Consider the following 24,929-nt stretch of genomic DNA (forward strand, 5'->3'; position numbering starts at 1 on the left):
TCAACCATGGCTGCGAGGTCCAGCCGTTGGTTGGCTCGACGTTCCCGCTAATGCGCTATCTGCGGAGGAGGGGCCAGGCAGACGGCTGATGCTGCCGACTCCAGGCAAGGGCGGCAATGGCTGATTCTCAAGCAGTGCAGCACTCAAGAGTTGCAGTTCTTCCGAGCTGCGCAGGCCGAGGGATCGGCCCCTTGGCTCCCCCTCGGCGTTGAACAGGTTCAACTGAGGAATGCCATTCACGTCGTAGCGATCAACCAGATCTTGCCAACGGGGATTGTCGACGTTCACCAGAACTACATCGAGTCGCTCTCGGGAACTTTGCTCCAGTTCCAGCATTGAGGGAGCCATTTCTCTGCAGACCTGACACCAGTCGGCGTAGAACTCGATCAGTGTGGGCCGTCCGTTGTTCAAAGCAATCTGCGGGTCGAGGGATCGTCTCGCCAGCTGCTCCATCGGGCTTTCGCTCTGAATACCGCCTCGCAACATCACCAGACCGAGGGCGAGAGCAACCGCGACCAGCACCAGCACCCAGCGCTGTGTCGTGCCAAGGGGAGAAGACTCTGGGGAACGTGTCATCGCGCCTCAAACGCTGCCATCACTTTGGCAGCTCCTCAGGAAGCTCGCGGCTAGCTTGCACCCATGCCAATTCTGCGACTGCTGAGCCTTCCGGTTCGGGCGCCGTTGCTGACGGTGCTGTTTCTCGTTGCGGTTGTGCTCGGCAACCATTGGCAGGTTGTTCAGCCCGCGTTCACCTCTCTCTTCGGGGTGAGTTCGGCCTGGTTCTGGTGCCTCGTGCTGCTGCAGGCCGAGGTGGTTGTCGTGTTCTGCACAATGCCGGATCTGCTGCTGCGGCAGGTGTCGATGCTCATGGCGTCCAGCCGGGTGATGACGTTGGTCGTCACGTTGCTGTTGGTGATTACCGGTGGCATTTACCTGCTCAAGCTCAATGTTCTTACCGACGTTCTGATCCTGGCTTCAGCCTTGCTGTTGGCGCGTCTCGATCTCATTCGCATTGGCGTCCTGCCCGGTGCCAGGACGTGCCTATTCCTGATGAGTGCCGTCGTGATCGGCGGCATCGTCGCTGGCACGCTTCTGCCTAACCCCACGGCCAACCTCTTCGCAGGAGGGTTGATCTCCACCTGAGTAGCCGATCAGGTTGTCGAGAACTTTCTTGGTGTAGAAGCGTGTTTCCGGGTAAGGAATGCGTTCTACCCAGAGCGCAGCATCGTCCCCATTGGTGGGCTGAGGCCATGAGGCCACGGCGCCGGGCCCGGCGTTGTAGCTCGCAATACTGCGAAAGGGGTCGTTCTCCCATCGCTCTAATAATTGGTTGAGGTATCGCGCTCCCAGTTGGATGTTGTCGGCGGGATCCTGCAGCATCAGCGTGCTGGTTGGCTCGCCAGCCATCTCCGTGGCTGTGGATGGAAGCAGTTGCATCACGCCAACGGCCCCTGCGGGGGAGACGACCCCAGGTGCAAAGCGTGACTCCTGCTTGGCGATCGCTCGCAGCAGATTGGCGTCAAGATCTTCCTCCTGCGCTGCTGCTTCCATCTCAGCCTGGAAGAGGCGGGGGAACTGGCTGCGGTGGAGGAGGTGCCGTTGCTGGCAGCTGGGATCACGCCAGCGAAGGCTGAGCCACCAGAGCTGATCCAGTCCCATCCAGGTGTCTCCGACGGCGAGGCGTAGTCTGCCTTCGGCGAGACGTTCTTCGGGTGGGAGCGTGATCACAGGATCACGCTGTGCCTGCCAGATCTCCCAGGCTGCATGCACCTGCCCGAGCCGCCAAAGGGTGTTCACTAAGGCGTCTTGGCTATTGAGGGGTTGCCAGGTCTGTGGATCCTTCTGCGGGTGTTGTTTGCGTAGATCCAGAGGTCCTGAGATCCCAAGGCGATTCATGGCGCGCCATCGGTAGTAGCCCGCTGGGAAGGACCTGATCAGGCTGCGCCAGGTGCGCTCAGCCTTTTCCGTTTCACCAAGTTCCTGGTGGCTGAGCCCAAGCCAGAACAGCCTGCGTGCCTCCAACGGTGGTGGCAGAGGGCCCTGCTCGCTGCGGCGGTCCAACAGGTTGCGGGTGCGCTCCCAATTCCCGGCAAGGAAAGCATCGCGGGCGAGGTCCCATTGGAGTTGCCAGATGTCGGGATCGTTGGGCCACCGGTTCAGGGCGGCTTCCGCTTCATTGCCGCCGGCCAGTCGCACGCGAGCCGCGGCAACGGCGGCTGAGCGCTTCTCAACGCCTGCCGGCAGGGCATCCAGGACCCCAGGATCGGGATAAAGCGGCTCGCTCAAAATCCTTGCCGCTTCAAGGCTTGCGGCATGGCCTGGGTGGGTTTGCGCCAGGGTCAGCAGCTGTGCTGTTCCCTCATCAGGGTCACCATGCAGCAGCAGGGATCGACCAATGGCCAGTTGGGTTTCCGGGGCGGCATCGACGTCCTGGAGACAGGCCAGCGCTGTTTCCGCATGGCCTCGTTTCGCCATTGCTTGCGCCAAGTTTTGGCGCTGGGCGGGCTCTGGTGCCTGTGCCCCCGTGGCCTGGCAGGCGTCACGCATCTGTTCTAGGGCCCCCGGCCAACGCACATTCCAGCGGGCCAGGTGCAGGGCCCCTTGATGGTTCTGCAGCGGTTCGGGCCCACCCCCCGCTGCCAACGTCAGCGCTGCTGGGTGGGCGGGTTGCTGCTGAAGCAGCTGCTGGTGATAAAGGGGTTTGTTCTGGCCAAGAGCCAAGCGAGCCCAGGCGGAGCCGGGCTCTTCGGGAAAGCGATCAAGAAGGCGCTGCCAGGTTTGTTCGGCCACCGCTGTCTTGCCCTGGGCGGCGGCGGTGAGTGCTGCCCGTTCGAGAACCACAGCAGCGACCGGATCGTGTCCCCAACCTTGGCCATTGAGGAGTTGATTCGATTCATCTCTGGCCACCATCAGTAAGGCGGCTTCTCGACGTGTCTGTGGATCGATAGACCAGCGGTAGTGCTGCCAGAGCTGTGCTTGCGATAGCTCAGGTGTTAGGGGCTGATGCTGCCTCTTGAGCAGTTGCTGCCCACCCCATGCAGCAAAGCCGCTGAGACTGGCAACCGAGAGGAGCAGCAGCGTTCCGATTCGCGGCCCTGCCAGCACACTCAACCTGGATCAGAACTCATTCTGATGATCTTGACGGGAATGGCGACCGTTTCATCGACTGAGGGCAGATGAGGGCAGAGCTGCACCTGTCACGTTCCTGGGAAGCAGCGTTAGAAGCACTTCGTATGGTGCTGTCCACGATTGAGACCCATGGTTCATACGGCGTGTTCCCCGATTGGCCCGGCTCTCGGTGATGCTGCGCCGGGGTTTGGAACCGATGGGATCCGTGGGCTTGCTGGCACCGTTCTGACGCCGGCCTTGTGCCTTCAGGTCGGCTACTGGGTTGGTCGGGTTCTGCAGGCGGAAGGCCCTGTTCTGATCGGGATGGATTCCCGGACGAGCGGCAGCATGGTGGTGTCTGCCCTGACAGCCGGTTTGACGGCGGCCGGCCGCGATGTGTGGACTTTGGGTCTTTGTCCGACACCGGCGGTTCCTCTGCTGATTCGCCAGCTCGGTGCCGCCGGTGGCTTGATGGTGTCCGCAAGCCACAACCCCCCTGCGGACAACGGAATCAAAGTCTTTGGAGCCGATGGCGCCAAGCTCAGCGCCCAGCGTCAGGCTCAAGTGGAAGCAGGTCTGAAGGGGCAACTCCCGATGGCCGAGGGTGCTTTTCGCTGCGGCGTTGCGCGATCAAGCGCCGACCTTCTGGATGGGTACCGCGAGGTCTTGCAGCAATCGGTGGCTGAACGCCGTCTCGACGGCGTTCCCATCGTTCTTGACCTTTGCTGGGGCTCCGCGACAGCCTGCGGCGAGGATGCGTTTCGTGCCTTGGGGGCTGATCTCACCGTGCTTCACGGTGAACCCGATGGCTCCCGCATCAACGTTGGCTGTGGATCCACCCATTTGGAACCTCTGCAGCGGGCTGTGATCGAGCGCGGTGCGGCGATGGGATTTGCTTTTGACGGTGATGCCGATCGGATGCTGGCAGTTGATTGCCGCGGATCCATCATCGATGGAGACCACGTGCTTTTCCTCTGGGGGTCAGTGCTGCAGGACCAGCAGGCGCTGCCCGATCAGCGATTGGTGGCGACCGTGATGTCGAACCTCGGCTTCGAGCGGGCCTGGCAGCAGCGGGGCGGCACTTTGGACCGCACTCCGGTGGGAGATCAGCATGTGCATGCAGCGATGGTGGCCAGTGGCGCTGCCCTCGGTGGCGAGCAATCCGGTCACATCCTTTCGGCCTCCCACGGGCTATGTGGCGATGGTGTTCTGACCGCTGTGCAGCTGGCCACCCTGTGTCATGCCCAGGGCATCACCCTCAGCGATTGGTTGGACCGCAGTTTTCAGGCCTACCCCCAGAAATTGGTCAATGTGCGGGTGATGGATCGTGCGCGACGCAAGAACTGGAGCAAGTGCACGGCCCTCACCGACGCCATTGCCACGGCGGAGCAGTCGATGGGAGAGAGCGGTCGCATTCTGGTGCGAGCTAGCGGTACGGAGCCGGTGCTGCGGGTGATGGTGGAAGCCGAGCAGTCAGAAGCTGTTGAGCAATGGACAGGACATCTTGCTGCTATTGCCGAAGACCATCTCAACGTGGCCTGACGGTCAAGTCCTGCGCCATCAGCAGAGCGCCATCGCAGGCATCACCCTTGGCCTCACCCCAGCGGGTAACGGGTATCGACTGACGCATGGTCTGCTGCACGGCTGTGCGGAAACCCATGAGATGGGTGATGGCTCCCCCCTGGCAGACCACCAGGGGGGAGCACAGCGAAAGCTGCTCGGCCACGGTGCTGATGCAGTTGGAGAGGGCTGCTGCTGATCGCTGCACGATCTCTTCCGCGCCCGAGCAGCCCTGGGATGCCGCCTCTACTACCAGCGGAGCCAAGGCCGCGAAGTCCGCCGTGCCGAAGTCGTGCTGCACCACCCGGGCTTTCACCGCTGCGTGGCTGTCGCATCCCATCTGATTCCAGATCTGCAGGCGCAGTGGATGGTCGGGCAGGCGCCCATCGGCCATGCGCAGGGTCAGTTGCAATCCCTGGTGGCCGAGGTCAAAGGCTGAGCCGGCTCCATCGAGCAGCCATCCCCAGCCGCCACAGCGGTGTTCATGGCCGTCCTCGCCTCTGCCCAGCACGATCATTCCCGTGCCGCTGATCGCCAGGATTCCTGCACCTTCAGGAATTGCACCTCGCAACGCCGTGCGTTCGTCTCCGGTGACCAGCACCTTGCCCAGTCTTGAGCCATCACCGATGGCCAGGGCATGACCCACCAATGCTTCGGCGCGCTGCTGCAACCCTGTGCCGTGTTCGATGCCGCTGGCTCCGACAACGGCTGCCTGGATCACGCCAGTGGGGTGATCTTTGAGGGCGTGCTGTGCACTTGTGCGGATCGCTTCGAGAAAACGTTGCTCACCCAGAGGGGCATCCAAATGACTGACGCCGGGCCCCTCGCCCTCACCAACAGGCTGAAGCAAGCCGTCCTTAACGAGGCTGAGGCGGCAGCGTGTGTGGGTCTGTCCGGCATCGAATCCTGCGAGCAGCGTCATGATTTTCCGGGTCGACTCACCAGGGTGGCCAGGGCAAACCAGCCGATCAGTTGCACTTCGGGGCGGAAGAAGATCGTGTCGGTGCTGCCCTGCATCAGCAGGCCAGCGATGGCAGCAAGGCTGGCGATGGCCGCCAACGCGCTTGGCCCGTCCGTGTTGAGCTGCTTCAGGCCCTGCCTCAGGCTGCTGACGAGCAATCCCAGGCAGGCCAATAGCCCAGGGATGCCGGTTTCCACCAGGATTTCCAAAGGAACGGAGTAGGCACTGAGGGCGTTGAACTTTGGCTGTTGATACAGGGGGTAGATGCTGTTGAAGGCTGCATTGCCAGGGCCGATGCCAAGCCAGGGACGGTCTTGCACCATCTGGATGGCCGCCATCCAGACGTTGATGCGGAAATTGTTGGAACTATCGCCTCGTCCTGCCAGCAGGCTTGAGATGCGCGTGCGGATGGGATCGATCTGGGTGGCCGCCACCACAAGACAAGCGGCCCCAACGACCAAGACTGCTAGGGGGACGAGACTTCTCCAGAACGGAGTCCAGTGGCGGGTCCAGCGCAGCAGCAGCAACAGCAGCAGCACGGCGACGGCAGCCACCATTCCCAGCCAGCCCCCTCGGCTGTAGGTGAACAGCGTGGCTGTTCCTGCGAGCACCAATGTGGTGCCAGCAAACAGCTGGGCTCCTACTCCACGCCACCGCACCAGAGCGATCGCCGCGAAGGGGATCAGTGGCAGCAGATACCCCGCCAGTAGATTGGGGTTTCCCAGGGGGCCATAGATCCGAATGGTGCCGGCGCTGACCGAATTTGGATCCGCCCAGCCCGCCAGTTCCTCGCTTGAGACATAGAGCTGACGCAAGGCGAGAACACTGCTGAGCAGGCCGCCACTCAGCAGTCCGGCGACCAGCCGGTTCCACCATCGTTCATTGCTCAGCAGCAGTTTGCAGAGCAAGGCATAGACGCCCAGGTAGCTGAGCAGTTTGATCAGGCCTTTACTGGCAGCGATCGGAACAGGCGAAAAACCCGTCGCCACAATCGCGATGGCGAGAAAGAGCATCAGCCAAAGCGAGATGGCCCCGATGCGGCGTGGCGGGCTGCAAAGGCACCAGAGCAGCCATAGGGCGCCGCAGGCTGCAATCACCAGGGCCAATCCCGTGCGTGTAAACACGGGAAGACCACTGAGCAGCACCAGCAGCAGCAGCCCCGCCAGTCCTTCTAGGCGTTTCAGCACCGCCTGACCCGGTGCCATCAGCCCCTGCCAGCGCGCCAACAGTGGACCACCGCTCGCCGCCTGGGTTGCATCCGCAGAGGCCATCGTGGGGGTCAGGTGGTGAGTGCTTCCGCCGGATTATCGATCTCCTGCCAACGCTGTTCCAGATCTGACACGGAAGGAAGCGGACTCTGGTTTCTGCGGTACAGCACCCGGTAGACGGGGAGGCTCTGTTCGAGCACGTAGCGCTCCCGTTCCGTGGGAACCGGAAGTGGGTTCTCGCTTCGCCAGGGACGCTGATCCTCGGCCGGCCGGTTAAAGCAGGCGCTGAGTTCCGTGAGAGCCACCATCGGCTCAATGACTTCCAGAACATCGCTCTGAAGAAACAGTTCACGGCCGGGCTGGAGAGCCGTCGCGATGGCGAGGAGCAGCGCCGGTTGCAAGACCCGTCGCTTGCGGTGCCGCCTTTTGAACCAGGGATCGGGAAACTGGATCGAGACCCGTTGCAGCCGGTCCTGCTCCAGGGCCTTCATCCAGCCTTCCAGACTGATGTTGGCGTTGCAGAACAGGATCCGGACATTGCCGTGCTCCGAGGCAAGCGCATCACAATCGGCGGAAGTCACCAGGGGTCGGCGGATTTCAACGCCGAGATGGTTCCAGTGGGGATCACGTTCGGCCAGACCCAGCAGGCATTTCCCACGGGCGCAACCGATGTCGAGGTGGATCGGTTGATCAGGAACCCGGAATAGCTCCTCAGGTTGTGGAAGTTGCAGCGGCAGCTGAAAGAAGCGACTGAGGGGATTGACGTGCTGACGCAAGGTTTCGAGGCGGTGCGATCTCGCTCAACTGAGATTGTCAGAGCCACTGCCAGAGGAGCTGTCGGGGTCCTGACGCAGCAAGCCCCAGCAGGCGGTGTAGCCGTGCAGATGCGTCGTTCCGCCAATGGGCCCAATCTCACCGTTGCAGAACGCTCCTGCCACGGGAAGCTCCGGCATGAGTTGGCGCGCCAGGCTGATGTCGCCATCGGCACGACCGAACAGTCCCTTGCCTCGTCCCAAGCAGGCCATCAGCAGCCCGAAGTGGATCGTGTCGCCTGGATCAGCCGTGGCTGTCTTCAGCAACCCAAGGGCCTCGTCCTGAGATGCGGTGGCTTCACGGAGATGGAATTGCACGTTTTGGCCGGCGCGCACTCGCTCTGCAACGGCCACGGCGCCGTTGCTGGGATCCACACCAATCAGGTTGCGCATGAGGAATGCACTTGCTTCTGAGGTTGCTCCGTTGGAATTCAGTCGCAGGCTGCTGCGTTCCACGCCGAGGAATAGTGAGTGACGCACTAGCTCGCGCTCCTGTTCGCTGAGGTCGGCTAGGACCCGCTGCAGGCAGGCGATGGGGCTGGCTTTGTTGCCGCCATCATTCAGTTCCAACAGCACGTTGCGCTGCACCTGTTCGATCGAGAACACCGGGCCGATGGGACGACAGCCTTGCGCCACCACTGTTTCGAGTCGCCAGCGACCCCCGATCGAACAGACCACTGCGCCTGTGAGGATGCGGTCATCCAGCAGCAGTGATCCGTGCGGACTGTTGTGGGGCGCTGCGATCCCGCCAATCTTCTCGGCATCCGGGTAGGCATAGTCCAGCCCGCTGATCAGATCGTTGATGCCACTGCTGGTGGGGTCGATCAGGAGGATCTGGCTCCGGGAATCCTCCGGTGTGATGTCGACCCAGTCCTGCCATCGTTGGGCCGCTCCATCAAGATCAGGCAGTTTTTCTGTGCTGAGGTGGCGGGTTGTGATGGATGCCCCCGGCAGGGAGAGCAATGTCACGCTCAAGGCCGGTGTCTGCTCCAGTTCCGAGGCACTACCGTCGCCGCGGGTGCCCACCACGCCTCCACCTGTGCATCCGATCCAATGCTTCGCGCTGATTTGGGCGCGAAGCATCGGCAGTAACCGAGGTAGGTCGGTGGCGTAACCGGTTGAGGTGAAGACGAGTGCGAGATCGGCTTCGCCCCTGGGTCGACCCAGTTGCTCGACCACGTCCCGCACCGCTTCGTCCAGAGACGCTTTGGCAGAAAGCCCTGATCGGCAACTGACTTCAGTGCCCCCGGATCGGAACCAGCTGAACGGTGCAAACGGTGCCATGAAGCGGACCCTATCAACCCTGGAGCTCAGCTCGGGACGTTGATAATGGCGAGACTGTGACAGTCCTCAGTGAACGAGCTCACGTACCGCGCTCTGGTGTGGCTGACCTATCGCTTGGCCGCCACCTTTGCTGTTGGTGTGCCTTTGGTCTTGTTGATCTGGTCGGCATGGCGTCGCGAGCCGATGGTGCTTCGGCTTCTGGGCATCTATTGGAAGGTGGCCAGCCTGATGGCGATCAGCCTGCTGCTTCTCATGGATCAACGACCCCTGGGCTACGCCACTGCTGCTGTCGCTCCGGTCTTGATGGTGATCAGCCTGTGGTTCTGGGTTGACATCAATGAGGAGTTGGCCGATCAACCGTCCTGGCGTCCCCTGCCGTTGGCTGTGAAGGTTTGGCGTTGGGCGTTCAGTGGTTTTGGACTCCTCAGCCTGGTGATGAGCATCACAGGCTTGCGTTGCATGCAGCAGCTGGCGTTGTCCTCCTGCTTGACGTGGCTTGAGGCTCCCCAGGGCATCCATGGCCTGGCGGCCACGGTGTTCAATTTTTTATTCGGTGGTCAGTGGACTGAGGCCGTTGCCGCCTTTGTGGGATATGTCGCCCTGGTGGCCTACCTGGCCGGGCTGCTGCAGTGGTTGTTGGTACGCCTGCCCCGCTTCGGGCGTGTGGCGGGCGATTTCTGATGACGGATCAAGCGGTGGTTCAGGCTTTCGAGGAACGAACGCGTCTTGAGTCCCAGAGGGTCGTCCGACTTCGGGGGCAGGTGGGGGATGTGCCTTTTGAATTGCTGATTTTTCGTGGATTCAGCAGCAGCACAACCCATCCAACCGCCTTTGACCCTGATGCCCCTGTTCTCCCTGAGGGAACAAGCCTGGATCAGGCCGAGTTGCTTCAGGGGCCCTTATCGCCCACCCAGGAGGTTGTGCTGGCTGGACCGATGCCGCCGAACGACCTCTTGGTTCAGGCCAATTGGTGAGTTCGGCGTTCCAGGACGCCGACACAGCGTCCGCAGATGTGGGGGTGGTCTGGATGTTGACCCACATCCCCTTCGTAGTGCCAGCAGCGTTCGCATTTGATGCCCCGCGCTCGGCTCACCTCGATCAACGCGAGGTCGTCGTCTTGGCTGGCCAGCAGTTCGGCCCAGGGCTCGCCACCGATCTGCAGTTGTGAGACCAGCAGCCAGTCCCGCAGGCCGTCCACCTCTGCATCTCCCTCCTCATTGAGCCAGGAGAGAGCGGCCTGGAGCTCCGGGCGGCGGGCATCAATCCGCACTGATGCCTCAAGCGATGCGCCGAGTTCCTGACGGCCGCGGCAGTCTTCCAACACTTTGTTCACGGCAGCGCGCAGCTCCCTTAGCTGTTGAACCGGAGCGCTGAGGGCGCTATCGCGCCAGTCCGCTGGAACCGTGGGCCAGCCGCGGCGGAAGACCGAGGTCTCTTCGACTGGGTAGGGCAGGTTCTGCCAGATGTCTTCGGCCATATGGCACAGCACCGGAGCGATCAGCCCGGCCAGGCGTTCGATGATCAGGGCCATCACGGTCTGGCAGCTGCGCCGGCGCCGGTCCTGGGGGGCACTCACGTAGAGCCTGTCCTTGGCGATGTCGAGGTAGAAGTTCGACAGATCGGTGACGCAGAAGTTCTGCAGCAGCTGGAAGAAACGGAAGAATTCGAAGTTTTCGAAGGCTTCTGTGATGTCATCCATCACCTCGGCTGTGCGCTGCAGCATCCAGCGGTCAAGCAACGGCAGTTCGGCCACGGGGATGGCGTCGGTTGCCGGATGGAAGTCGTGCAGGTTGCCGAGCAGGTAACGGCTGGTGTTGCGCACTTTGCGGTACACATCCGCCAGCTGGCGCAAAATCCCGGCTCCGATCGGCACATCGGCGGAGTAATCCACCGAGCTCACCCACAGCCGCAGAACATCGGCTCCATAGGGCGGTTCCTGCTTCTGGTTCTTGCCACCCTCGATGATCACCATCGGGTCGACCACATTGCCGAGGGATTTGCTCATCTTGCGGCCCTTCTCATCAAGGGCGAAGCCATGGGTGAGCACCCGCTTGTAGGGCGCATGGCCATTGACGGCGACCGAGGTGAGCAGTGAGCTCTGGAACCAGCCCCTGTGTTGGTCGGATCCTTCCAGGTAGAGGTCGGCGGGATAGCTGAGGTTGTCGCGCTGACTGGCGACAGCGGCCCAGCTCGAGCCGGAGTCAAACCACACATCCATGGTGTCGGTGCCCTTCCGCCACTGATCGGCCTGGTCGGCATAGGAGGCCGGCAGCAAATCAGCTTCGTCTTTTTCCCACCAGACGTCGGCACCGTGTTCGGCGATCAGTCCTTCGATGTGAGCCAGGGTGTCGGCATTCAGCAGCACGTCACCGTTGCTGCGGTGATAGAAGACGGGAATCGGTACGCCCCAGGTGCGCTGCCGTGAGATGCACCAGTCGCCCCGCTCTTTCACCATCGATTCGATGCGGTTGCGACCTGAGGCGGGAGTCCACTCCACCTCAGCGATCGCATCGAGTGCCTGTTGACGGAACCCTTCCACGGAGGCGAACCACTGCTCAGTGGCCCGGAAGATCGTCGGTTTCTTGGTGCGCCAGTCGTAGGGGTAGCGGTGGCCATAGGCCTCCTGCTTGAGCAGGGAGCCTGCGGCCTCAAGCGCCTCGATGATCGCGGCGTTGGCATCCTTGAGAACGTTCAGTCCCGCGAACGGCCCGGCCTCCTCGGTGAGGTTGCCGGCTTCGTCCACGGGGCAGAGCACAGGTAGGCCGTTCTTCTGGCCGGTGTGGAAGTCATCGACGCCATGACCAGGAGCGGTGTGCACGAGGCCCGTGCCCGATTCAGTGGTGATGTAGTCGCCGCCGATGACCACCGGACTGCTGCGATCAAGAAGAGGGTGGCGGTAGGTCAAACCAGCGAGCAGGGCGCCTTTGACCGTGGCGCGCCGGGTCAGCGGGCGTTCCAGGGTTGAGCTCAGCGAGGCAATCAAATCAGTCGCCACCAGCAACAGGCGGCCTGCGCCGTCGTCGGCAAGGGCGTAGTCGAGCCGTTCGTTTACGGACACCGCCAGGTTCGCCGGCAATGTCCAGGGCGTGGTGGTCCAGATGGCGACCTGCAGGGCTTTGCCCAGACCTTCTGTATCGGTTGGCAGCTCGATGCCATCAGCCTTGAGCGCATCCCGAAGGGACGCTGGCAGCTCCACCGCAGGAAAGGCGGCGTAGACGCTGGGGCTGGTGTGGCCGTCGGGGTACTCCAGTTCGGCCTCGGCCAACGCTGTGCGGGAGCTCGGGCTCCAGTGCACCGGCTTCAGCCCTCGATAGATGTGCCCTTTGAGCACCATTTCGCCAAACACCCGGATCTGGGCGGATTCGTATTCCTTCTGCAGAGTCAGATAAGGCTTGTCCCAGTCGGCCCAGATTCCCCAGCGCTGGAAGCCTTTCATCTGGCCATCCACTTGCTTGCGGGCGTAGGCGGCTGCCTTTTTGCGCAGCTTGATCGGTGTCAGCGCCTTGCGCTGCTCCTGATCCATCGACTGCAGCACCTTGAGCTCGATCGGGAGACCGTGGCAGTCCCAGCCAGGGACGTAACGCACCCGCCGCCCGTTCAACACCTGATATTTGTTGATGACGTCCTTCAGCACCTTGTTGAGGGCATGGCCCATATGAAGAGCGCCGTTGGCGTAGGGCGGGCCATCGTGGAGAGTGAACGTTGGACCGCTGTTCTTGAGGCCCAGCTCGCCGTCGATTCCTTGCTTCTTCCAGAAGGACTGCAGTTCCGGTTCGCGTTGGACGGCATTGGCGCGCATGCCGAAACCCGTCTGCAGCAGGTTGAGCGTGTCTTTGTAGGAGGGACGTCCCTCGGCGGCGGCGTCGCGCTTCTCCTTGCTCACGGGGTCCCTGCTCTGGCCTCGGGATTATCAGTCCTCGCCCTCTGGGGATGTGGCATCGGCGGGTGGGACAGGCTCGGTGCTGGTCATTTCTGAACCAGCGTCATCGCTAGCGGCAGCGTTTTCAGGGGACTCGGGACGTACCCATTTTTTCTCGGTGACCCCTGATTTCCCAGTCGGCTTGAGTTGTTTGGCGATGCCGCTGATGCCTTCCCCAACGCGGCCTGTGGTGATGAGGAGCTGCCGAACGCTGGTGCGCCAGTGGTCGAGCGATTGAAAACGCTGCTGCTCTGTTTCGCTGAGAGTGTTCCACCGGGCTTGTCCGACCTCAGTGCCCAAGCGAGCGATCAATAAACCGGCGCAGAGAACCGCGAGCATCGGGGCTCCCCTCAGCCGGTCACTGCTGGTGACCAGCACGAGACCCAGTAGCAACACCACCGCTCCCCACACACCATCGCGCGGGCGACTGAGTTCAACGGCCAACAGGGGAAGCAGCAGGAGTGCAAGGCCAAGCAGGAGGCAGAAATCGCCGCTTAGGGTCGCAAGCATCCGTGTTGATGCGGACTGCTCCCATTCTGGGGCGATCTCTAAAGTTGGCGCATTGCCCACCTGGCGGAATTGGTAGACGCGCTGGTTTTAGGTACCAGTGGCTTCGGTCGTGGGGGTTCAAGTCCCCCGGTGGGCATTCCTTTCCCTACGGTGGTTCGGGAACGTTCCAGACTTGTTGCCTGTCCTCCGGATGCATCAGAGCACTGCTCAACAACAGCAGCCTCGTCCGGTTGGAGTGGCTTACCGCTCGGTACCCCGAGAATTTGTTGACCCCCCTGCCTTTTGGAATCCCACCGTTGGGTTGTTCCTCGGGGGATATGCGCTGGCCGCTTTAACCATCTGGGGTTGGTTTGTGGCGGCTTGGCCCTTGCAAGTGCTTCTCTGCACCGGATTTCTTGCGCTGCACCTGGAAGGAACGGTGATCCATGACGCCTGCCATAACGCGGCCCACCCCAATCGATGGGTGAATCAAGCCATGGGTCATGGCTCAGCGCTGCTACTCGGGTTCAGTTTCCCCGTTTTCACTCGGGTGCACCTGGAGCATCACGCCCACGTCAATGATCCGAGGAACGATCCTGATCACATCGTCAGCACGTTTGGACCGCTCTGGCTGATCGCACCAAGATTTTTTTACCACGAGTGGTTTTTCTTTCAGCGACGCCTCTGGCGGCGCTGGGAGTTGATGCAGTGGGGGTTGGAACGCAGCATCTTCGTGGTGATAGTTCTTGCTGCGGCGCGCTTTGACTTTCTGCCATTCATCTTCAACTGCTGGTTCGCGCCTGCCTTGATGGTTGGGGTGACACTGGGGCTTTTCTTCGACTACCTCCCGCATCGGCCGTTCACGTCTCGCAACCGCTGGACGAATGCTCGGATCTACCCCGGCAGCCTGATGAACTGGCTGATCATGGGCCAGAACTACCACTTGGTTCATCACCTCTGGCCTTCGATTCCCTGGTTTGAGTACAAACCGGCCTATGAGGCCACCAAGCCTCTGCTCGATTCCAAAGGATCTCCCCAGCGGTTGGGCATTTTTGAGACCCGCAGGGATGGCTACAACTTCCTGTACGACATCCTTGTGGGTGTCCGAAGTCACAAGCGTCGCAGCGGAAAAATGAGGCGTGCTGCCCGGTTTATGCCCGGACGAGGGCTGCGACGTCACTGGCTTGGCTTTGTTGATCGCATTGCGATCAAAACGGAAGCCAAACGCTGGGTATCCCGATAAGTCTGATTCAGTCGGCGAGGATCTTTGGAACCCTGAAGAAGTCCCCCTCCCTCTGGGGCGCCTGACTGAGAATCTCCTCCCGCACGGGTGTTGGCTGTACTCCGTCCGCCCGGGTGACATTGGTCACTTCAACGGCTCTTGTGGTTTCCGGAACGCCCTTGGTGTCCACCTCTTGGAGCTGACCGACGTACTCGAGGATCGATTCGAGCTGATCGGTGTAGGTCGCAATTTTCTCCTCGGGCAGATCAAGGCGGGCGAGATGGGCCACCTTGCGGACGTCGTCGCTGGAAATCTGGCTCATGACTCGCCGAGGAACGTGCGCAGATCCTCGCTCAGCGCGGTGGCAGCTGTCTCCAGCAAGGCATCACCCTGCTGGGCAGTGGCCAAGGAGGGATGAGACCCCATGCGTCCATCGGGGTGACGGCGCCGGAAATCATCTGGTCCGTGAATCGGACCTGCCGGGGCGGGGTCGGGCAGTGGACGCTGCTTGCTCTGCAAACTGGGCTCCACAGCGAGGGTGACAGCGATTTCGCTCGGTGTGGCGTGATGCCCTTCTTTGTCGCCATAGAGATCGCGGGCCTGGCGCATCACGGGTCCGGCCATGAACCAGTTGGCCAGACGACAACGCAGTTGGGGGGCGACCGGAAGATTTCGGGTTGTGGCAGTGCCGTGGGCCTGGGCAAAAGCTGCTTTGGCTGTTGCAATGTTGCCGCCGTGGCCATTAATCACAAACACCCTTTCAAAGCCATGTCGCCCAAGGGACAACACCAGGTCATGCAGAACGGCCAGAAGTGTGGCTGGCTGCAAGCTCATCGTTCCAGCGAAGCCAAGGTGGTGTTCTGCCATGCCGAAGGCCTGGGCTGGGGTGACCAACACGCCGGTGCGACGGCCCACTTCGAGGGCGACCGCTTCTGCGGTGAGGGCGTCGGTGCCGATGGCTCCAGTGGGACCGTGCTGCTCGGTGGATCCAAGGGGAATGATCACGCCTTTGCAGTCTTGGAGGTAGGTCTCCACTTCAGGCCAACTGCGCAGGGCCAGACGAATGGTGTCCGTACTGTCGACAGGACCGGGAGTTGCAGCGGTCATTCAGGCTGAGCCAATGACCTGATGATCGCTCAATCTCAGCCGATCAGTGGGCGGTTCCGTTGCCGTCGTACTTGTCGGTGTTGTAGTAGCCACCGCGTGTCCCGAAAAACAGGCAGGCCAAAGGGAACAGCACGATGCTGCCAAGAAGCACAGTGCCGAGGTTGAAGCTGGAGGTGGCTGCGTCCATCGGGGTCCCATGCGATGAGATCAGTCTGGCGAGCTTGAACCTTGTGGGGGTTGTTTGCGACGACCTGCAAACAACCGGATTAAATGTCCGCGATCAGGCGTCTGCAGCCTGCGTTCAAGTTGATTAAGAAATCGGGTGCCCCGGAATGTTTTTCGCCAGATGCTTTGGTGTGATCGGATCACGTCGTATGTCATGGCATCGATGCGGCGTTTTACCGCTTCGCTCTGAATTCTTTGATGCGCAAATTCCACCAATTCAAGAATATTGCATGTCTGGAGAAAATGCTCATAGGAATCTTGATATTTTTTGGTCGCTGTCGCCTCTGAAAGGATAGAGCTGAAAAAGCGTCTCTGCTTTTTGTTCTCCTTTGGTATTAGCCAGCCATTGCGATTGTCTTTGAAGGGGCGCGGTTGTTGTGTCGCGCGAGGCTGGAAAAGTTTGAGTGCATACTCGACTTCGCTGCGAACGATCTGGTGGAGAATCCAGGATGCTGGCGTGTCGCAATTGGGTTGAAATTTGTCAGTTTTAATATTACGCAGGTGCTGGGGTATGTTTCTCTTTGAAATGCCGCTTTCTGTTTTCTCCCATGATAGCTTTTCCCCACGATTAGAGCAAAAAATTGAATTTTTTGGATTGTCGAGCTTTGGAGCGTGGCATCGGATTTCATGTAGACCACAGTCATAGCGGAACATGCTCTTGCCCTGGCTTTGCTTGAGCAGAATGCTTGCGCCTGTTAGGTCTGTAATGGGTTGTGCGTGAAGTTGGCCATAGCTGCACAGCCAGTTGATGAACATCACATCGAAAGGCTGGATGGCCTCCAGGTGATCGGTAACGGCTTGCTCGGGCTGATTGGAAAACCAGTATTCGTCTACATCAACCACAAGGCAGTGGCTGGATGAACTGCTTTTTGAGGCAGCGTTTAACAGTGCTGCGTAGGATCCTTTCTGGCGGTGATATTTCTGTGGTTGGTCGGTGTTGAAGATGTGCACATTGGGGTTATGCTGCGCGATCTTTTTGAGAATTCTTGGTGTTTGATCTTGGCAATTATTGATTCCGACGAATAAATGTGCGAAGCCTAGGTGTAGATAGTGATGAATAAATTTTGCGATGTAAGCCTCTTCATTTCCGGCAATGGCGATGACATCACAGCTGTTGGGGGCAATGGTTGCACGATCACGCAGTCGTTGTGAAGCCTTGCGCACCAAGGCCTCTGGCTTTCCTTCCAACCTCAGGCGTTCGATTCCTCGATAGCGCAGGAAGTTGAGCATTGGATTGTTCACAGTCCTCCTTGGGCGTTGCGATTAGGTCTGTTGTTCCAAGCCAGGATCGTTGGTATCGCTCAGCTCCAGCCACTCCCTCAGCCATCCCGTGAGCCAGATGAACGGCAGGGTGTCGGTGAGCGCTGCCAGTACTTTGAACAGGTACCCACTGGCAATAAAGCTGATCAGCTGAGGCATCACGGAGCGTTCTGGTTGCACAGGGAGCACATGGGCTCCGTAGTGGCTGATCAAAACCACTGCACTCGTGTCCACGAGTTGGCTCACCATTGTGGAGCCGTTGTTGCGCAGCCAAAGCGCTTTGCCGTTGGTGAGCTGTTTCCAAAAATGAAACAGCCGCACGTCAACGAATTGCGCTGTGAGGTACGCCACCATTGAGGCTCCTACCGATCCGAAGCTGAGTTGCTGAATGGTGCGGAAGGTGCTGTCATCGCTTCCGCTCATGGCTGGCAGCACCCCTCCCAGCCAGAGAATCAGCATCACCCAGCCGTTGAGCAGCAGCCCGACCCAGACCACTTGATTGGCTTTCTGCTCACCCCAGATTTCGCTGATCAGATCGGTGCAGAGGAAGGTGATCGGATAGGGCAGTGCGCCAACGGCTACCACGATCGGCCAGCTTCCAATGCTGCCAAGTTGAAGGAATCGGGTCAGCCCAAGGATGTTGAGCATTCCCAGGGTCCCCAGGAACAGGCCTGCCAGCAACAGAAACACCCCATCACGCCGTGCCTGGAGGTTGCTGTCCAAAGCCTGCAGAGTTCAAGCTGGAACCAGCGTGGCCGCCAGCCGGCAGGCTGTCATCGATTTCGTTCCGCTTCCGCTCAGTTTCTTTGCGCGACCAGCTCAGATTGTGGGTCCTGAGTTGGTTGGTTGTCGGTTGGTGAAACTCTTAGACGATGGACGCCTTCTCTGGGGCGTGATTGTGGAAACAGAGGCGTATTCACAGGACGACCCCGCCTGTCATGGTTATCGGCGCAGGACGCCTCAAAACGAAACCCTGTTTGGTCCGCCTGGGCGCTTTTACGTCTATGTCAGTTACGGCATCCACCACTGCGTGAACGTGGTCACCGATCGGGGTGGATGGGCTAACGGTGTGTTGCTGCGCGCGGTGGCCCTTCCTGATGAACCGGAGCGGATCGCGGCAGGCCCCGGTTTGCTCGCGCGACGTTTTGGGCTTGATCGCAGTGATGACAGTTGTCCGGTGACGGGCGAACATGAGGTGTGGATGGCCCTGAGGTCAGACACGTTTGACAGCCAGGATCTTGTGACAACAACGCGGATCGGCATCTCCCAGGGCGCAGCAACCCCGTGGCGCTGGTATCTGCGGAGTAGTCGCAGTGTCAGCAGGCGAGCCCGGGGTGATCGCATGCCGCCCAAGGCACAGTGCTGGACGCCATCGCTGGAGCAACCTTCATGAGTGGCTGGCCGCATCGGCATGTTCTTGATCTCGCGTCGTTCTCGCGAGAAGACTTCGCTGCGGTGCTTGAGCTGGCCCAGCGGTTTCGTTCGCTTCCGATCACCGGTGCCCGAAAGCTTCCTGCGCTGCAAGGCCGCTTGGTTGCCACGCTGTTCTTTGAACCCAGCACCCGAACCCGCAGCAGTTTTGAGCTGGCGGCCAAACGTCTGTCGGCAGACGTCATGAGCTTTTCACCCTCCAGCAGCTCCCTCAGCAAAGGGGAAAGTGTTCTTGACACGGCGCGCACCTACGTGGCCATGGGGGCCGACGTGTTGGTGGTGCGCCACCGCTCTACCGGTGTGCCGCAGCAACTGGCGTTGGACCTGCAGCAGATGGGTGAACGCACCGTCGTGCTCAATGGTGGTGATGGTCTCCACAGCCATCCCAGTCAGGGACTGCTGGATCTGCTCACCCTGGCTCGGCATTTCTCCCCTCAGCACCCCATGCCGGAATCGCTGCAGGGACGCCGCATTGTGATCGTCGGCGACATTCTTCACTCGCGGGTGGCCCGTTCCAATCTCTGGGCTTTGACGGCCTGTGGAGCTGATGTGGTCTTGTGTGGTCCGCCGAGCCTCGTCCCAGTGGATTTTGCGGCCTTCGTTGATGCTCCGCCCCCAGGTCTGCTCAAGGATCCGGTACCGCAGCGGGGCAAGGTCAGCGTGATACGGCGCCTGGAGCATGCGCTGCCAGGAGCTGATGCCGTGATGACACTGCGGCTTCAGAAGGAACGGATGGGCCAGCAGTTGCTCACCAGCCTGGAGCGCTACCACCGCGACTTCGGACTGAGCCATGAGCGCATGCAGCTCTGCGGTCAGCAGGTTCCAGTTCTGCATCCTGGTCCGGTGAACCGAGGCGTTGAATTGACCGGGTCGCTCTTGGATGACCCACGCGTCAGCCTGGTGGAAGAGCAGGTCAGGAACGGTGTGCCCACCCGGATGGCCTTGCTTTATTTAATGGCTGCCTCTGAATCCGCCACGGAGGCTTCCTTGGTGTCGAGCAGCTCCTGAGTTTGAGGGAGGCCAGTGAGTTGGTGGGCGTAGTAGTCCATCGCTGCCTTGAGGGCAGCATCGGGTTCGGCGATTGACGGGCCCGTTCCGCTGGCCATCGGGAAATGAGCATCTTCTGCATCAAGGGCCAGATGCTGGCTGGGCATGCCTGTGAGCAGAACGGAGGCACGTTGCCGGGTCGCCAGGGCATACAGCCATTTGATGCTCAAGGTGATTCGGTTCTCTCGGTTCGGTATCAAGGCCAGGTGAACGATGGCCCACAGCAGCAGGCCCAGCCGTCCTGAAAATTTGAAACCCTGCAGGTCGGCAACGGCACTGCCATGAACCACAGCCATGCTGCCGAAATCGACGTAGCGAAACGTGGGGCGGGCGTGTCCTGCCACGATCGCGGCGATGTCCTTGCCGATGAACGTGCCGGCCTGTTTGGCGGGAGCCGCCATTCCTGGAAGCGGCTTGCCATTCACGGTGTGGCTGTAGCTGCAGAGATCTCCTGCGATCCGGATCTCAGGGTGGCTCGGGATCGAGAAGTCGGGGTTGACCACGACCCGTCCACCGCGATCGACCTCGCAACCGGTTGCATTCGTCAGCTTCTGCCCCAGATGCGATGCCTTGACGCCAGCGGTCCAGATCACCGTTGCAGCTTGGACCCGAACGTCTCCATTGGGTCCACCGATCACAACCTCTCCGGGCCGCATGGTTTGGACGCGGCTCTCCGGCATGTATTCGATGCCATCTGCCTCCAAGGTTTTCAGGGCCCTCTCGGAGAGCTCAGCCGGCATCGCTTTCAACACCCGGTCGCCGGGATCCACCAACACGATTCGCGTTTTCTGGGGATCCAGCTGCTTGAAAGCATCGTTCAAGGCCCACCGCATCAGCTCTGAAACAGCACCAGCCATTTCGCAGCCACTGGGCCCAGCTCCAACGATCACCACCGTTTGCAGGAACTGACGAGCCTTGGGATTCGGTGTCTGTTCTGCCTGCTCCATCGCCATCAGCAGACGGCGGCGTATTTCCTCAGCGTGCTCGAGGATTTTCATCGGGGGCGCAAATGTGCGCCAGTCCTCATGGCCGAAGTAGGTGCTGCCCGATCCTGTGGCCAGGATCAGATGGTCATAGCTGTAGGCCTTGCCGTTGAACACAATCTGTTTGCCCTCCGGGTTCACCGTGGTGACCTCCCCCAGCAACACCTGCACGTTCTCTTGTTTGCCCACCAGTTCGCGCAGAGGCGTGGCCACATCACTCCTTGAGACCAATCCGGTGGCCACCTGATACAGCAGCGGCTGGAACAGGTTGAAGTTGCGCTTGTCAATCAAGGTGATGCGCACATCGGCATTGGCCAGGGCCTTGCAGGCATGCACCCCGGCGAAGCCGCCGCCGACGATGACCACATGCGGGGCATGACGCAAGCGCTCGGCAGGTGGTTCAAGCTCCAGGAAGTAATGGTTGCTTGCCATCTGCAGCCGGAGGATTCTTCCCGAAGGGTATGAACCGCAATCTCTTTTGTCTGCTTTGAACGGTTCCGCTTCAGATCAGCTTGAACCCTTCGAGAAAAAGACCGTAGAGAAAGCCAATGCGACCAAGATCCAGCAGTTGCTGCGGCAGTTTCAGCGAGGGCTTTGAACTGCGTCGTCGTCGAATCGTCAGTTCAGCACCCAGCACCACCAGAAGTGCAGCCACTGGGTCCATTTGACCGAGAGCGCCAGCGACGGAGGTGAGCGCGCTACCGATCAAAAATCCGATCAGGCCGGCAAGGGCTAATAAAGATAATCTCCGCCATGGATTGCGTGACCAGCGATCCAGTCTCTGGATTGCTGTACCGACGTTGGTTTGCAATCGGGTGGATTGGAGCCGTCGCACGGCATTGATATCGGGGGAAGAGGCAGGGTTGAATCCAGTGATCCCCATCACCCGGCAATGCCCTGCCGCACCCTGTCTACACCACACCTAGGCAGCCTGCAGGCATCAGACACTACTGATAGCAGATTTCAATAAAAAACCCGGGATGAGCCCGGGCCAAGTGATGGGGACTGCCGAAGCAAAGCCAGCGTTGGAGGCTTTGGCAAGCGGTTGCGCTACAGGCTATTTAGTCTCAGCTTTCGCTTTTCTGGACGCTTTGCCTTCGAGGAGCTCCAGCAGCGCTTCCATTTGCGCCATCACACCCCGCACTTCGCCAGCCTCGGGGAGTAGGCCATCTTCCATCACGCCCTGGTGCATTTCACGCAGTTCCTGGCGGATGTAGCGCAGATGGCTAACGACCTGCTCTCGCTTCGATTGCGACATCGGCTACAGGGAATTACTTAACACCCTTTTACCTCATAAAGGGTCACATCCGGCGTGATGGGGCGCGACTTATCGCACCGGCAGCGGCAAGGAGTGCGAAGGTCAGGAGGGCTGATGGTCGTGCCACGGTGCTGAACAGCACAAGCGCGAACAGGCCGATCAGTGGCAGGCGACGCTGCAAAAACGCAGTGGAGAATAGGGGATTCGAACCCCTGACCTCTGCGGTGCGATCGCAGCGCTCTACCAACTGAGCTAATTCCCCGGATGGCTAACGCTAGCTGGCACAGCCTGCGTCAAAATGTCATCAATAGCGTCTGATGACTGCTTGATGCTCACGCAGGAACGGCTGGATGCTTTTGACGAGACGTCGACGGCAGAACTTGCCCGTCGCCTCGAAGAGGACGACTATCCCTCGCCATTCGACAGCTTGTCTGACTGGCACCTTCTTCGTGCGCTGGCCATCCACCGCCCCGAACTGATCCTGCCTTACCACCACCTGGTGGACCAGGAACCCTTCGATGAGGACTGACAAGGCGTCTTCGCTCTACGGGCGGCGTGTGCTGGTGGCCGTCAGCGGCAGTATTGCTGCGGTGAAAACGCCGTTGTTGGTGAGTGCGCTGGTCAAGGCTGGCGCAGAAGTTTGCTGCCTTGTCACCCCGAGTGGTGCTGCGTTGGTGAGCCCCGTTGCTCTGGCAAGCCTGAGCCGCCATCGCTGTTACCTCGAAGCGGACCAGTGGAACCCCACGGCGCCCCGGCCGCTTCATATCGAATTGGCCGAGTGGGCGGAGTTGACCATCGTCGCGCCCCTGAGTGCAAGCAGCCTGGCGCGCTGGAGCCAGGGTTCAGCGGATGGACTGCTCGCCAGCGTCTTGCTGGCAACGGAAGGTCCGGTCATCGCGGCCCCCGCAATGAACACCGCCATGTGGCGACATCCTGCGGTGCAACGGAACTGGCTGCAGATCCAAGAGTTCCCCAAGGTGGTCCCTCTGCTGCCGACGTCCGGTCTTCTGGCCTGCGACCGCGTTGGTGATGGGCGAATGGCTGACCCGACCATGATTCAGTTGGCGGCGGAATCTGTCTTCAGCCGAGGTCCTGATGCTCCTGTCGCTACCTGTGATTGGTCGGGGATTTCTCTTCTGGTCTCGGCTGGACCAACTCAGGAGACCATTGATGCGGCCCGTTTTTTGAGCAACCGCAGCAGCGGTCGAATGGGAGTGCTCCTGGCGCAAGCTGCACGGTTCAGAGGGGCAACCGTGCAGTTGGTGCATGGTCCGTTGGATCTCCCCGATGCCTGGCTTGAGGGGTTGCAATGCACGCCGGTCGAGAGTGCGGCTCAGCTCAGCTCAGCACTGCAACTGGCATTGCCGACGTCTGATGTGCTTGTGATGGCTGCCGCTGTCGCTGACCTTCGGCGGGAAGCTGCCTTTGAGGAAAAAATGCCCAAAAAGCAGCTCCAGGATGTTTTGTCGTCCGGTTGGACCGAAGTGCCTGATTTGCTGTCAAATCTGACCCGTCAACGCCGGCCTGGACAGTTGGTTCTCGGATTCTCAGCGCTAACAGGTGATGACACGCATCTGTTGGAGAAGGCTGAGAGCAAGCGCCTGGAGAAGGGCTGTGATCTGATGATGGTGAATCCCGTAGACCGTGATGGTCAGGGTTTTGGTGACCAACCGAATGGAGGTTGGTTGTTGGGGGAAGGTTGGAATCGGAACCTGCCTGTGACGACAAAGCTGACGCTTTCCCACCAGCTGTTGGATGCCTTGTTCAAACTTCGAGATCAGGCCGCGGCGTTGGTGGATTCCTGACCGAGCAGGTCGATGAAGGTGCGCAGCTGAAGCCTTGGGATGTAAGGCCAGCCGCCGTTTTTCTCCATGCCCTGCAGCAATGTGAACAATTTCTGGCGGTTTTCGGGAAGGCTCTGGCGGAATGGACCGTCCTGAACGTCCCGATGCAGGGCTTCAAGTTCGCGCAGCAGGATGAGAAGTGCTTCCGGATTTCCCCGCAACTCTTCTGCCAGCTCGCCCAGGGCGGCTAGCGAAGGAGCCATCCTTTCCTTGGTCGAGGCTGGATCGTTTGAGGTCACGCGCTTTCGACAAGTTGTTTAGAGCTGCAAAAGGCTAGCCCTGCCGCCATTTTTCGCCCTGTAGGATCCTGATTCGACGGCATTCCGTCCCCATTAGCGTTCAGCCGACTGGCTTTTTCCATGCGCATTCGTCCTCTGCTGGCCGTCGTGCTGGCGCTCTGCCTCGCGTTTTTCACCACGGCCTGTAGCGGCGACAGTCAAGCTGTTCAGCGTGGTGCCTCCAATGTGACCTACGACGACATCCACAACACCGGCAAAGCCAACGATTGCCCCACCATCGGGGACTCAGCTCGTGGCTCAATTCCTTTGAGTGCTGGTGGGAGCTACGAGCTGCGCGAGATCTGTATGCATCCCGTTCAGGTCTACGCCAAGGAAGAGCCCAAGAACATTCGTCAGCAGGCTGAATTCGTCGAGGGCAAGATCCTGACCCGCTACACGTCCAGTCTCGACTCTGTCTTCGGAGATCTCACCGTCACAGAAGCGGGGCTCCAATTCCAGGAGAAGGGCGGTATCGACTTTCAGCCGATCACTGTTCTGGTGCCCGGTGGTGAGGAATTCCCCTTCACCTTCTCTAGTAAGTCACTCAATGCCACTGCTGAAGGTGCTGCTCTGACCACCAGCACAGACTTCGAAGGCACCTATCGCACGCCGAGCTATCGCACCAGCAACTTCATCGATCCCAAGGGTCGTGCTCTCACCACTGGTGTTCAGTACGCCCAGGGACTTGTCGCCCTTGGTGGCGACGACGAGAAACTCGAGAAGGACAACAACAAGCGTTATATCGATGGCGTTGGAACAATGAGCCTCTCCATCACCCAGGTCGATCCTGAAACAGGTGAATTTGCTGGCGTCTTCAGTGCCATCCAGCCCTCCGACTCCGATATGGGTGGTCGTGAAGTGGTCGATATCAAAATCACCGGCGAGCTGTATGGCCGCCTTGAAGAGGCCTGATCGCACGCACCACAACAGGTT

At 60.3% G+C, this 24,929-nt stretch carries 28 protein-coding genes and 2 tRNA genes; 11 read left to right on the forward strand and 19 right to left on the reverse strand.

From position 1 onward, the window contains the following. Positions 1 to 576: a thioredoxin domain-containing protein gene (locus tag FZX13_RS08040; RefSeq protein ID WP_226409074.1), complete on the reverse strand. Its 576-nt coding sequence runs from the start codon at positions 574 to 576 to the stop codon at positions 1 to 3. Positions 577 to 639: 63 nt separating this feature from the next. On the opposite strand from FZX13_RS08040, the gene FZX13_RS08045 reads away from it, so the two are divergent. Continuing rightward, complete coding sequence (locus FZX13_RS08045) at positions 640 to 1,143, forward strand: hypothetical protein (protein WP_226409076.1); 504 nt, start codon at positions 640 to 642, stop codon at positions 1,141 to 1,143. Here the strand turns inward: FZX13_RS08045 and FZX13_RS08050 are convergent. Further along, positions 1,042 to 3,105, reverse strand: coding sequence for a lytic transglycosylase domain-containing protein (locus FZX13_RS08050; RefSeq protein WP_226409133.1), 2,064 nt, complete (start codon positions 3,103 to 3,105; stop codon positions 1,042 to 1,044). The two genes, FZX13_RS08045 and FZX13_RS08050, sit on opposite strands and share 102 nt — an antisense overlap. Before the next feature lie 153 nt (positions 3,106 to 3,258). On the opposite strand from FZX13_RS08050, the gene glmM reads away from it, so the two are divergent. Continuing rightward, the gene (glmM, locus tag FZX13_RS08055; protein ID WP_226409078.1) at positions 3,259 to 4,650 is read left to right on the forward strand and encodes a phosphoglucosamine mutase; all 1,392 of its coding nucleotides are present in this window, start codon (positions 3,259 to 3,261) and stop codon (positions 4,648 to 4,650) included. Here glmM and FZX13_RS08060 read toward each other — a convergent pair. The 4 genes from FZX13_RS08060 to FZX13_RS08075 are packed head-to-tail and all read right to left on the reverse strand — an operon-like array spanning position 4,637 to position 8,933. Further along, on the reverse strand, positions 4,637 to 5,590 hold the full coding sequence (locus FZX13_RS08060) for a BadF/BadG/BcrA/BcrD ATPase family protein (protein ID WP_226409079.1): 954 nt from the start codon (positions 5,588 to 5,590) through the stop codon (positions 4,637 to 4,639). The two genes, glmM and FZX13_RS08060, sit on opposite strands and share 14 nt — an antisense overlap. Next, complete coding sequence (locus FZX13_RS08065) at positions 5,587 to 6,900, reverse strand: IctB family putative bicarbonate transporter (RefSeq protein ID WP_226409081.1); 1,314 nt, start codon at positions 6,898 to 6,900, stop codon at positions 5,587 to 5,589. The genes FZX13_RS08060 and FZX13_RS08065 overlap by 4 nt, the downstream gene beginning before the upstream one ends. Positions 6,901 to 6,908: 8 nt before the next feature. Then, on the reverse strand, positions 6,909 to 7,613 hold the full coding sequence (gene trmB / locus FZX13_RS08070) for a tRNA (guanosine(46)-N7)-methyltransferase TrmB (RefSeq protein ID WP_226409083.1): 705 nt from the start codon (positions 7,611 to 7,613) through the stop codon (positions 6,909 to 6,911). A gap of 24 nt (positions 7,614 to 7,637) precedes the next feature. Next, positions 7,638 to 8,933, reverse strand: a complete 1,296-nt coding sequence (locus FZX13_RS08075; RefSeq protein ID WP_226409085.1) for an FIST N-terminal domain-containing protein — start codon at positions 8,931 to 8,933, stop codon at positions 7,638 to 7,640. Positions 8,934 to 9,002: 69 nt separating this feature from the next. Here FZX13_RS08075 and FZX13_RS08080 point away from each other — a divergent pair, with 69 nt between their 5' ends. Together FZX13_RS08080 and FZX13_RS08085 are read left to right on the forward strand one after the other, a co-directional pair. Beyond that, entirely contained in the window at positions 9,003 to 9,614 is a 612-nt protein-coding gene (locus FZX13_RS08080) for a DUF3177 family protein (protein ID WP_226409087.1), read from the forward strand. Continuing rightward, complete coding sequence (locus tag FZX13_RS08085) at positions 9,614 to 9,907, forward strand: hypothetical protein (RefSeq protein WP_115024969.1); 294 nt, start codon at positions 9,614 to 9,616, stop codon at positions 9,905 to 9,907. Before FZX13_RS08080 ends, FZX13_RS08085 begins: the two co-directional genes overlap by 1 nt. Here FZX13_RS08085 and ileS read toward each other — a convergent pair. Continuing rightward, entirely contained in the window at positions 9,892 to 12,816 is a 2,925-nt protein-coding gene (ileS, locus tag FZX13_RS08090) for an isoleucine--tRNA ligase (RefSeq protein WP_226409089.1), read from the reverse strand. The genes FZX13_RS08085 and ileS overlap by 16 nt on opposite strands. 27 nt (positions 12,817 to 12,843) lie before the next feature. Next, positions 12,844 to 13,362, reverse strand: coding sequence for a Ycf66 family protein (locus FZX13_RS08095; protein WP_115024971.1), 519 nt, complete (start codon positions 13,360 to 13,362; stop codon positions 12,844 to 12,846). 54 nt (positions 13,363 to 13,416) lie between these two features. Between FZX13_RS08095 and FZX13_RS08100 the strand changes: the two genes are divergently transcribed. Continuing rightward, positions 13,417 to 13,498 (forward strand) — tRNA-Leu (locus FZX13_RS08100). 54 nt (positions 13,499 to 13,552) lie between these two features. Further along, entirely contained in the window at positions 13,553 to 14,584 is a 1,032-nt protein-coding gene (gene crtR, locus FZX13_RS08105; protein ID WP_226409091.1) for a beta-carotene hydroxylase, read from the forward strand. A 7-nt stretch (positions 14,585 to 14,591) separates the two neighbouring features. On the opposite strand, the gene gatC is transcribed toward crtR, so the two are convergent. The 5 genes from gatC to FZX13_RS08130 are packed head-to-tail and all read right to left on the reverse strand — an operon-like array spanning position 14,592 to position 17,878. Further along, entirely contained in the window at positions 14,592 to 14,885 is a 294-nt protein-coding gene (gene gatC / locus FZX13_RS08110) for an Asp-tRNA(Asn)/Glu-tRNA(Gln) amidotransferase subunit GatC (protein WP_115094329.1), read from the reverse strand. Continuing rightward, on the reverse strand, positions 14,882 to 15,670 hold the full coding sequence (locus FZX13_RS08115) for a creatininase family protein (RefSeq protein ID WP_115024974.1): 789 nt from the start codon (positions 15,668 to 15,670) through the stop codon (positions 14,882 to 14,884). Before FZX13_RS08115 ends, gatC begins: the two co-directional genes overlap by 4 nt. Positions 15,671 to 15,713: 43 nt before the next feature. Next, positions 15,714 to 15,857, reverse strand: a complete 144-nt coding sequence (locus tag FZX13_RS08120; RefSeq protein WP_170952198.1) for a hypothetical protein — start codon at positions 15,855 to 15,857, stop codon at positions 15,714 to 15,716. Between the two features lie 20 nt (positions 15,858 to 15,877). Then, positions 15,878 to 17,125 carry a glycosyltransferase family 2 protein gene (locus FZX13_RS08125; RefSeq protein ID WP_226409093.1) on the reverse strand — a complete coding sequence of 416 codons (1,248 nt, stop codon included), beginning with the start codon at positions 17,123 to 17,125 and terminating at the stop codon, positions 15,878 to 15,880. A 33-nt stretch (positions 17,126 to 17,158) separates the two neighbouring features. Further along, the gene (locus FZX13_RS08130; protein WP_226409094.1) at positions 17,159 to 17,878 is read right to left on the reverse strand and encodes a queuosine precursor transporter; all 720 of its coding nucleotides are present in this window, start codon (positions 17,876 to 17,878) and stop codon (positions 17,159 to 17,161) included. Positions 17,879 to 17,906: 28 nt separating this feature from the next. On the opposite strand from FZX13_RS08130, the gene FZX13_RS08135 reads away from it, so the two are divergent. After that, the gene (locus FZX13_RS08135; protein WP_226409096.1) at positions 17,907 to 18,548 is read left to right on the forward strand and encodes a DNA-3-methyladenine glycosylase; all 642 of its coding nucleotides are present in this window, start codon (positions 17,907 to 17,909) and stop codon (positions 18,546 to 18,548) included. Next, positions 18,545 to 19,594 carry an aspartate carbamoyltransferase catalytic subunit gene (locus FZX13_RS08140; protein WP_226409135.1) on the forward strand — a complete coding sequence of 350 codons (1,050 nt, stop codon included), beginning with the start codon at positions 18,545 to 18,547 and terminating at the stop codon, positions 19,592 to 19,594. Before FZX13_RS08135 ends, FZX13_RS08140 begins: the two co-directional genes overlap by 4 nt. Here the strand turns inward: FZX13_RS08140 and FZX13_RS08145 are convergent. The 5 genes from FZX13_RS08145 to FZX13_RS08165 form a co-directional block, all read right to left on the reverse strand. Further along, positions 19,534 to 21,048, reverse strand: coding sequence for an NAD(P)/FAD-dependent oxidoreductase (locus FZX13_RS08145; protein WP_226409097.1), 1,515 nt, complete (start codon positions 21,046 to 21,048; stop codon positions 19,534 to 19,536). The two genes, FZX13_RS08140 and FZX13_RS08145, sit on opposite strands and share 61 nt — an antisense overlap. Before the next feature lie 70 nt (positions 21,049 to 21,118). After that, positions 21,119 to 21,499 (reverse strand): DUF565 domain-containing protein, encoded by a 381-nt coding sequence (locus tag FZX13_RS08150; RefSeq protein WP_226409099.1) that lies wholly within the window; start codon positions 21,497 to 21,499, stop codon positions 21,119 to 21,121. A 174-nt stretch (positions 21,500 to 21,673) separates the two neighbouring features. After that, positions 21,674 to 21,874, reverse strand: coding sequence for a hypothetical protein (locus tag FZX13_RS08155; RefSeq protein ID WP_115024980.1), 201 nt, complete (start codon positions 21,872 to 21,874; stop codon positions 21,674 to 21,676). 43 nt (positions 21,875 to 21,917) lie between these two features. Then, on the reverse strand, positions 21,918 to 22,055 hold the full coding sequence (locus tag FZX13_RS08160) for a hypothetical protein (RefSeq protein ID WP_226409101.1): 138 nt from the start codon (positions 22,053 to 22,055) through the stop codon (positions 21,918 to 21,920). An 8-nt stretch (positions 22,056 to 22,063) separates the two neighbouring features. Continuing rightward, positions 22,064 to 22,136 (reverse strand) — tRNA-Ala (locus FZX13_RS08165). 66 nt (positions 22,137 to 22,202) lie between these two features. Between FZX13_RS08165 and FZX13_RS08170 the strand changes: the two genes are divergently transcribed. Both FZX13_RS08170 and coaBC read left to right on the forward strand, forming a co-directional pair. After that, complete coding sequence (locus tag FZX13_RS08170) at positions 22,203 to 22,403, forward strand: DUF2555 domain-containing protein (RefSeq protein WP_115024981.1); 201 nt, start codon at positions 22,203 to 22,205, stop codon at positions 22,401 to 22,403. After that, positions 22,393 to 23,679 (forward strand): bifunctional phosphopantothenoylcysteine decarboxylase/phosphopantothenate--cysteine ligase CoaBC, encoded by a 1,287-nt coding sequence (gene coaBC, locus FZX13_RS08175; protein ID WP_226409103.1) that lies wholly within the window; start codon positions 22,393 to 22,395, stop codon positions 23,677 to 23,679. The genes FZX13_RS08170 and coaBC overlap by 11 nt, the downstream gene beginning before the upstream one ends. Here coaBC and FZX13_RS08180 read toward each other — a convergent pair. Continuing rightward, a complete protein-coding gene (locus tag FZX13_RS08180) occupies positions 23,652 to 23,921 on the reverse strand; it encodes a hypothetical protein (protein WP_226398409.1) in 270 nt (89 codons plus the stop codon). The two genes, coaBC and FZX13_RS08180, sit on opposite strands and share 28 nt — an antisense overlap. Before the next feature lie 156 nt (positions 23,922 to 24,077). Between FZX13_RS08180 and FZX13_RS08185 the strand changes: the two genes are divergently transcribed. After that, positions 24,078 to 24,908, forward strand: a complete 831-nt coding sequence (locus tag FZX13_RS08185) for a photosystem II manganese-stabilizing polypeptide (RefSeq protein ID WP_226409104.1) — start codon at positions 24,078 to 24,080, stop codon at positions 24,906 to 24,908. Positions 24,909 to 24,929 lie beyond the last annotated feature (21 nt).

Origin of the sequence: Synechococcus sp. MU1625 (assembly GCF_020514205.1) — a bacterium.
Lineage (GTDB): Bacteria > Cyanobacteriota > Cyanobacteriia > PCC-6307 > Cyanobiaceae > Parasynechococcus.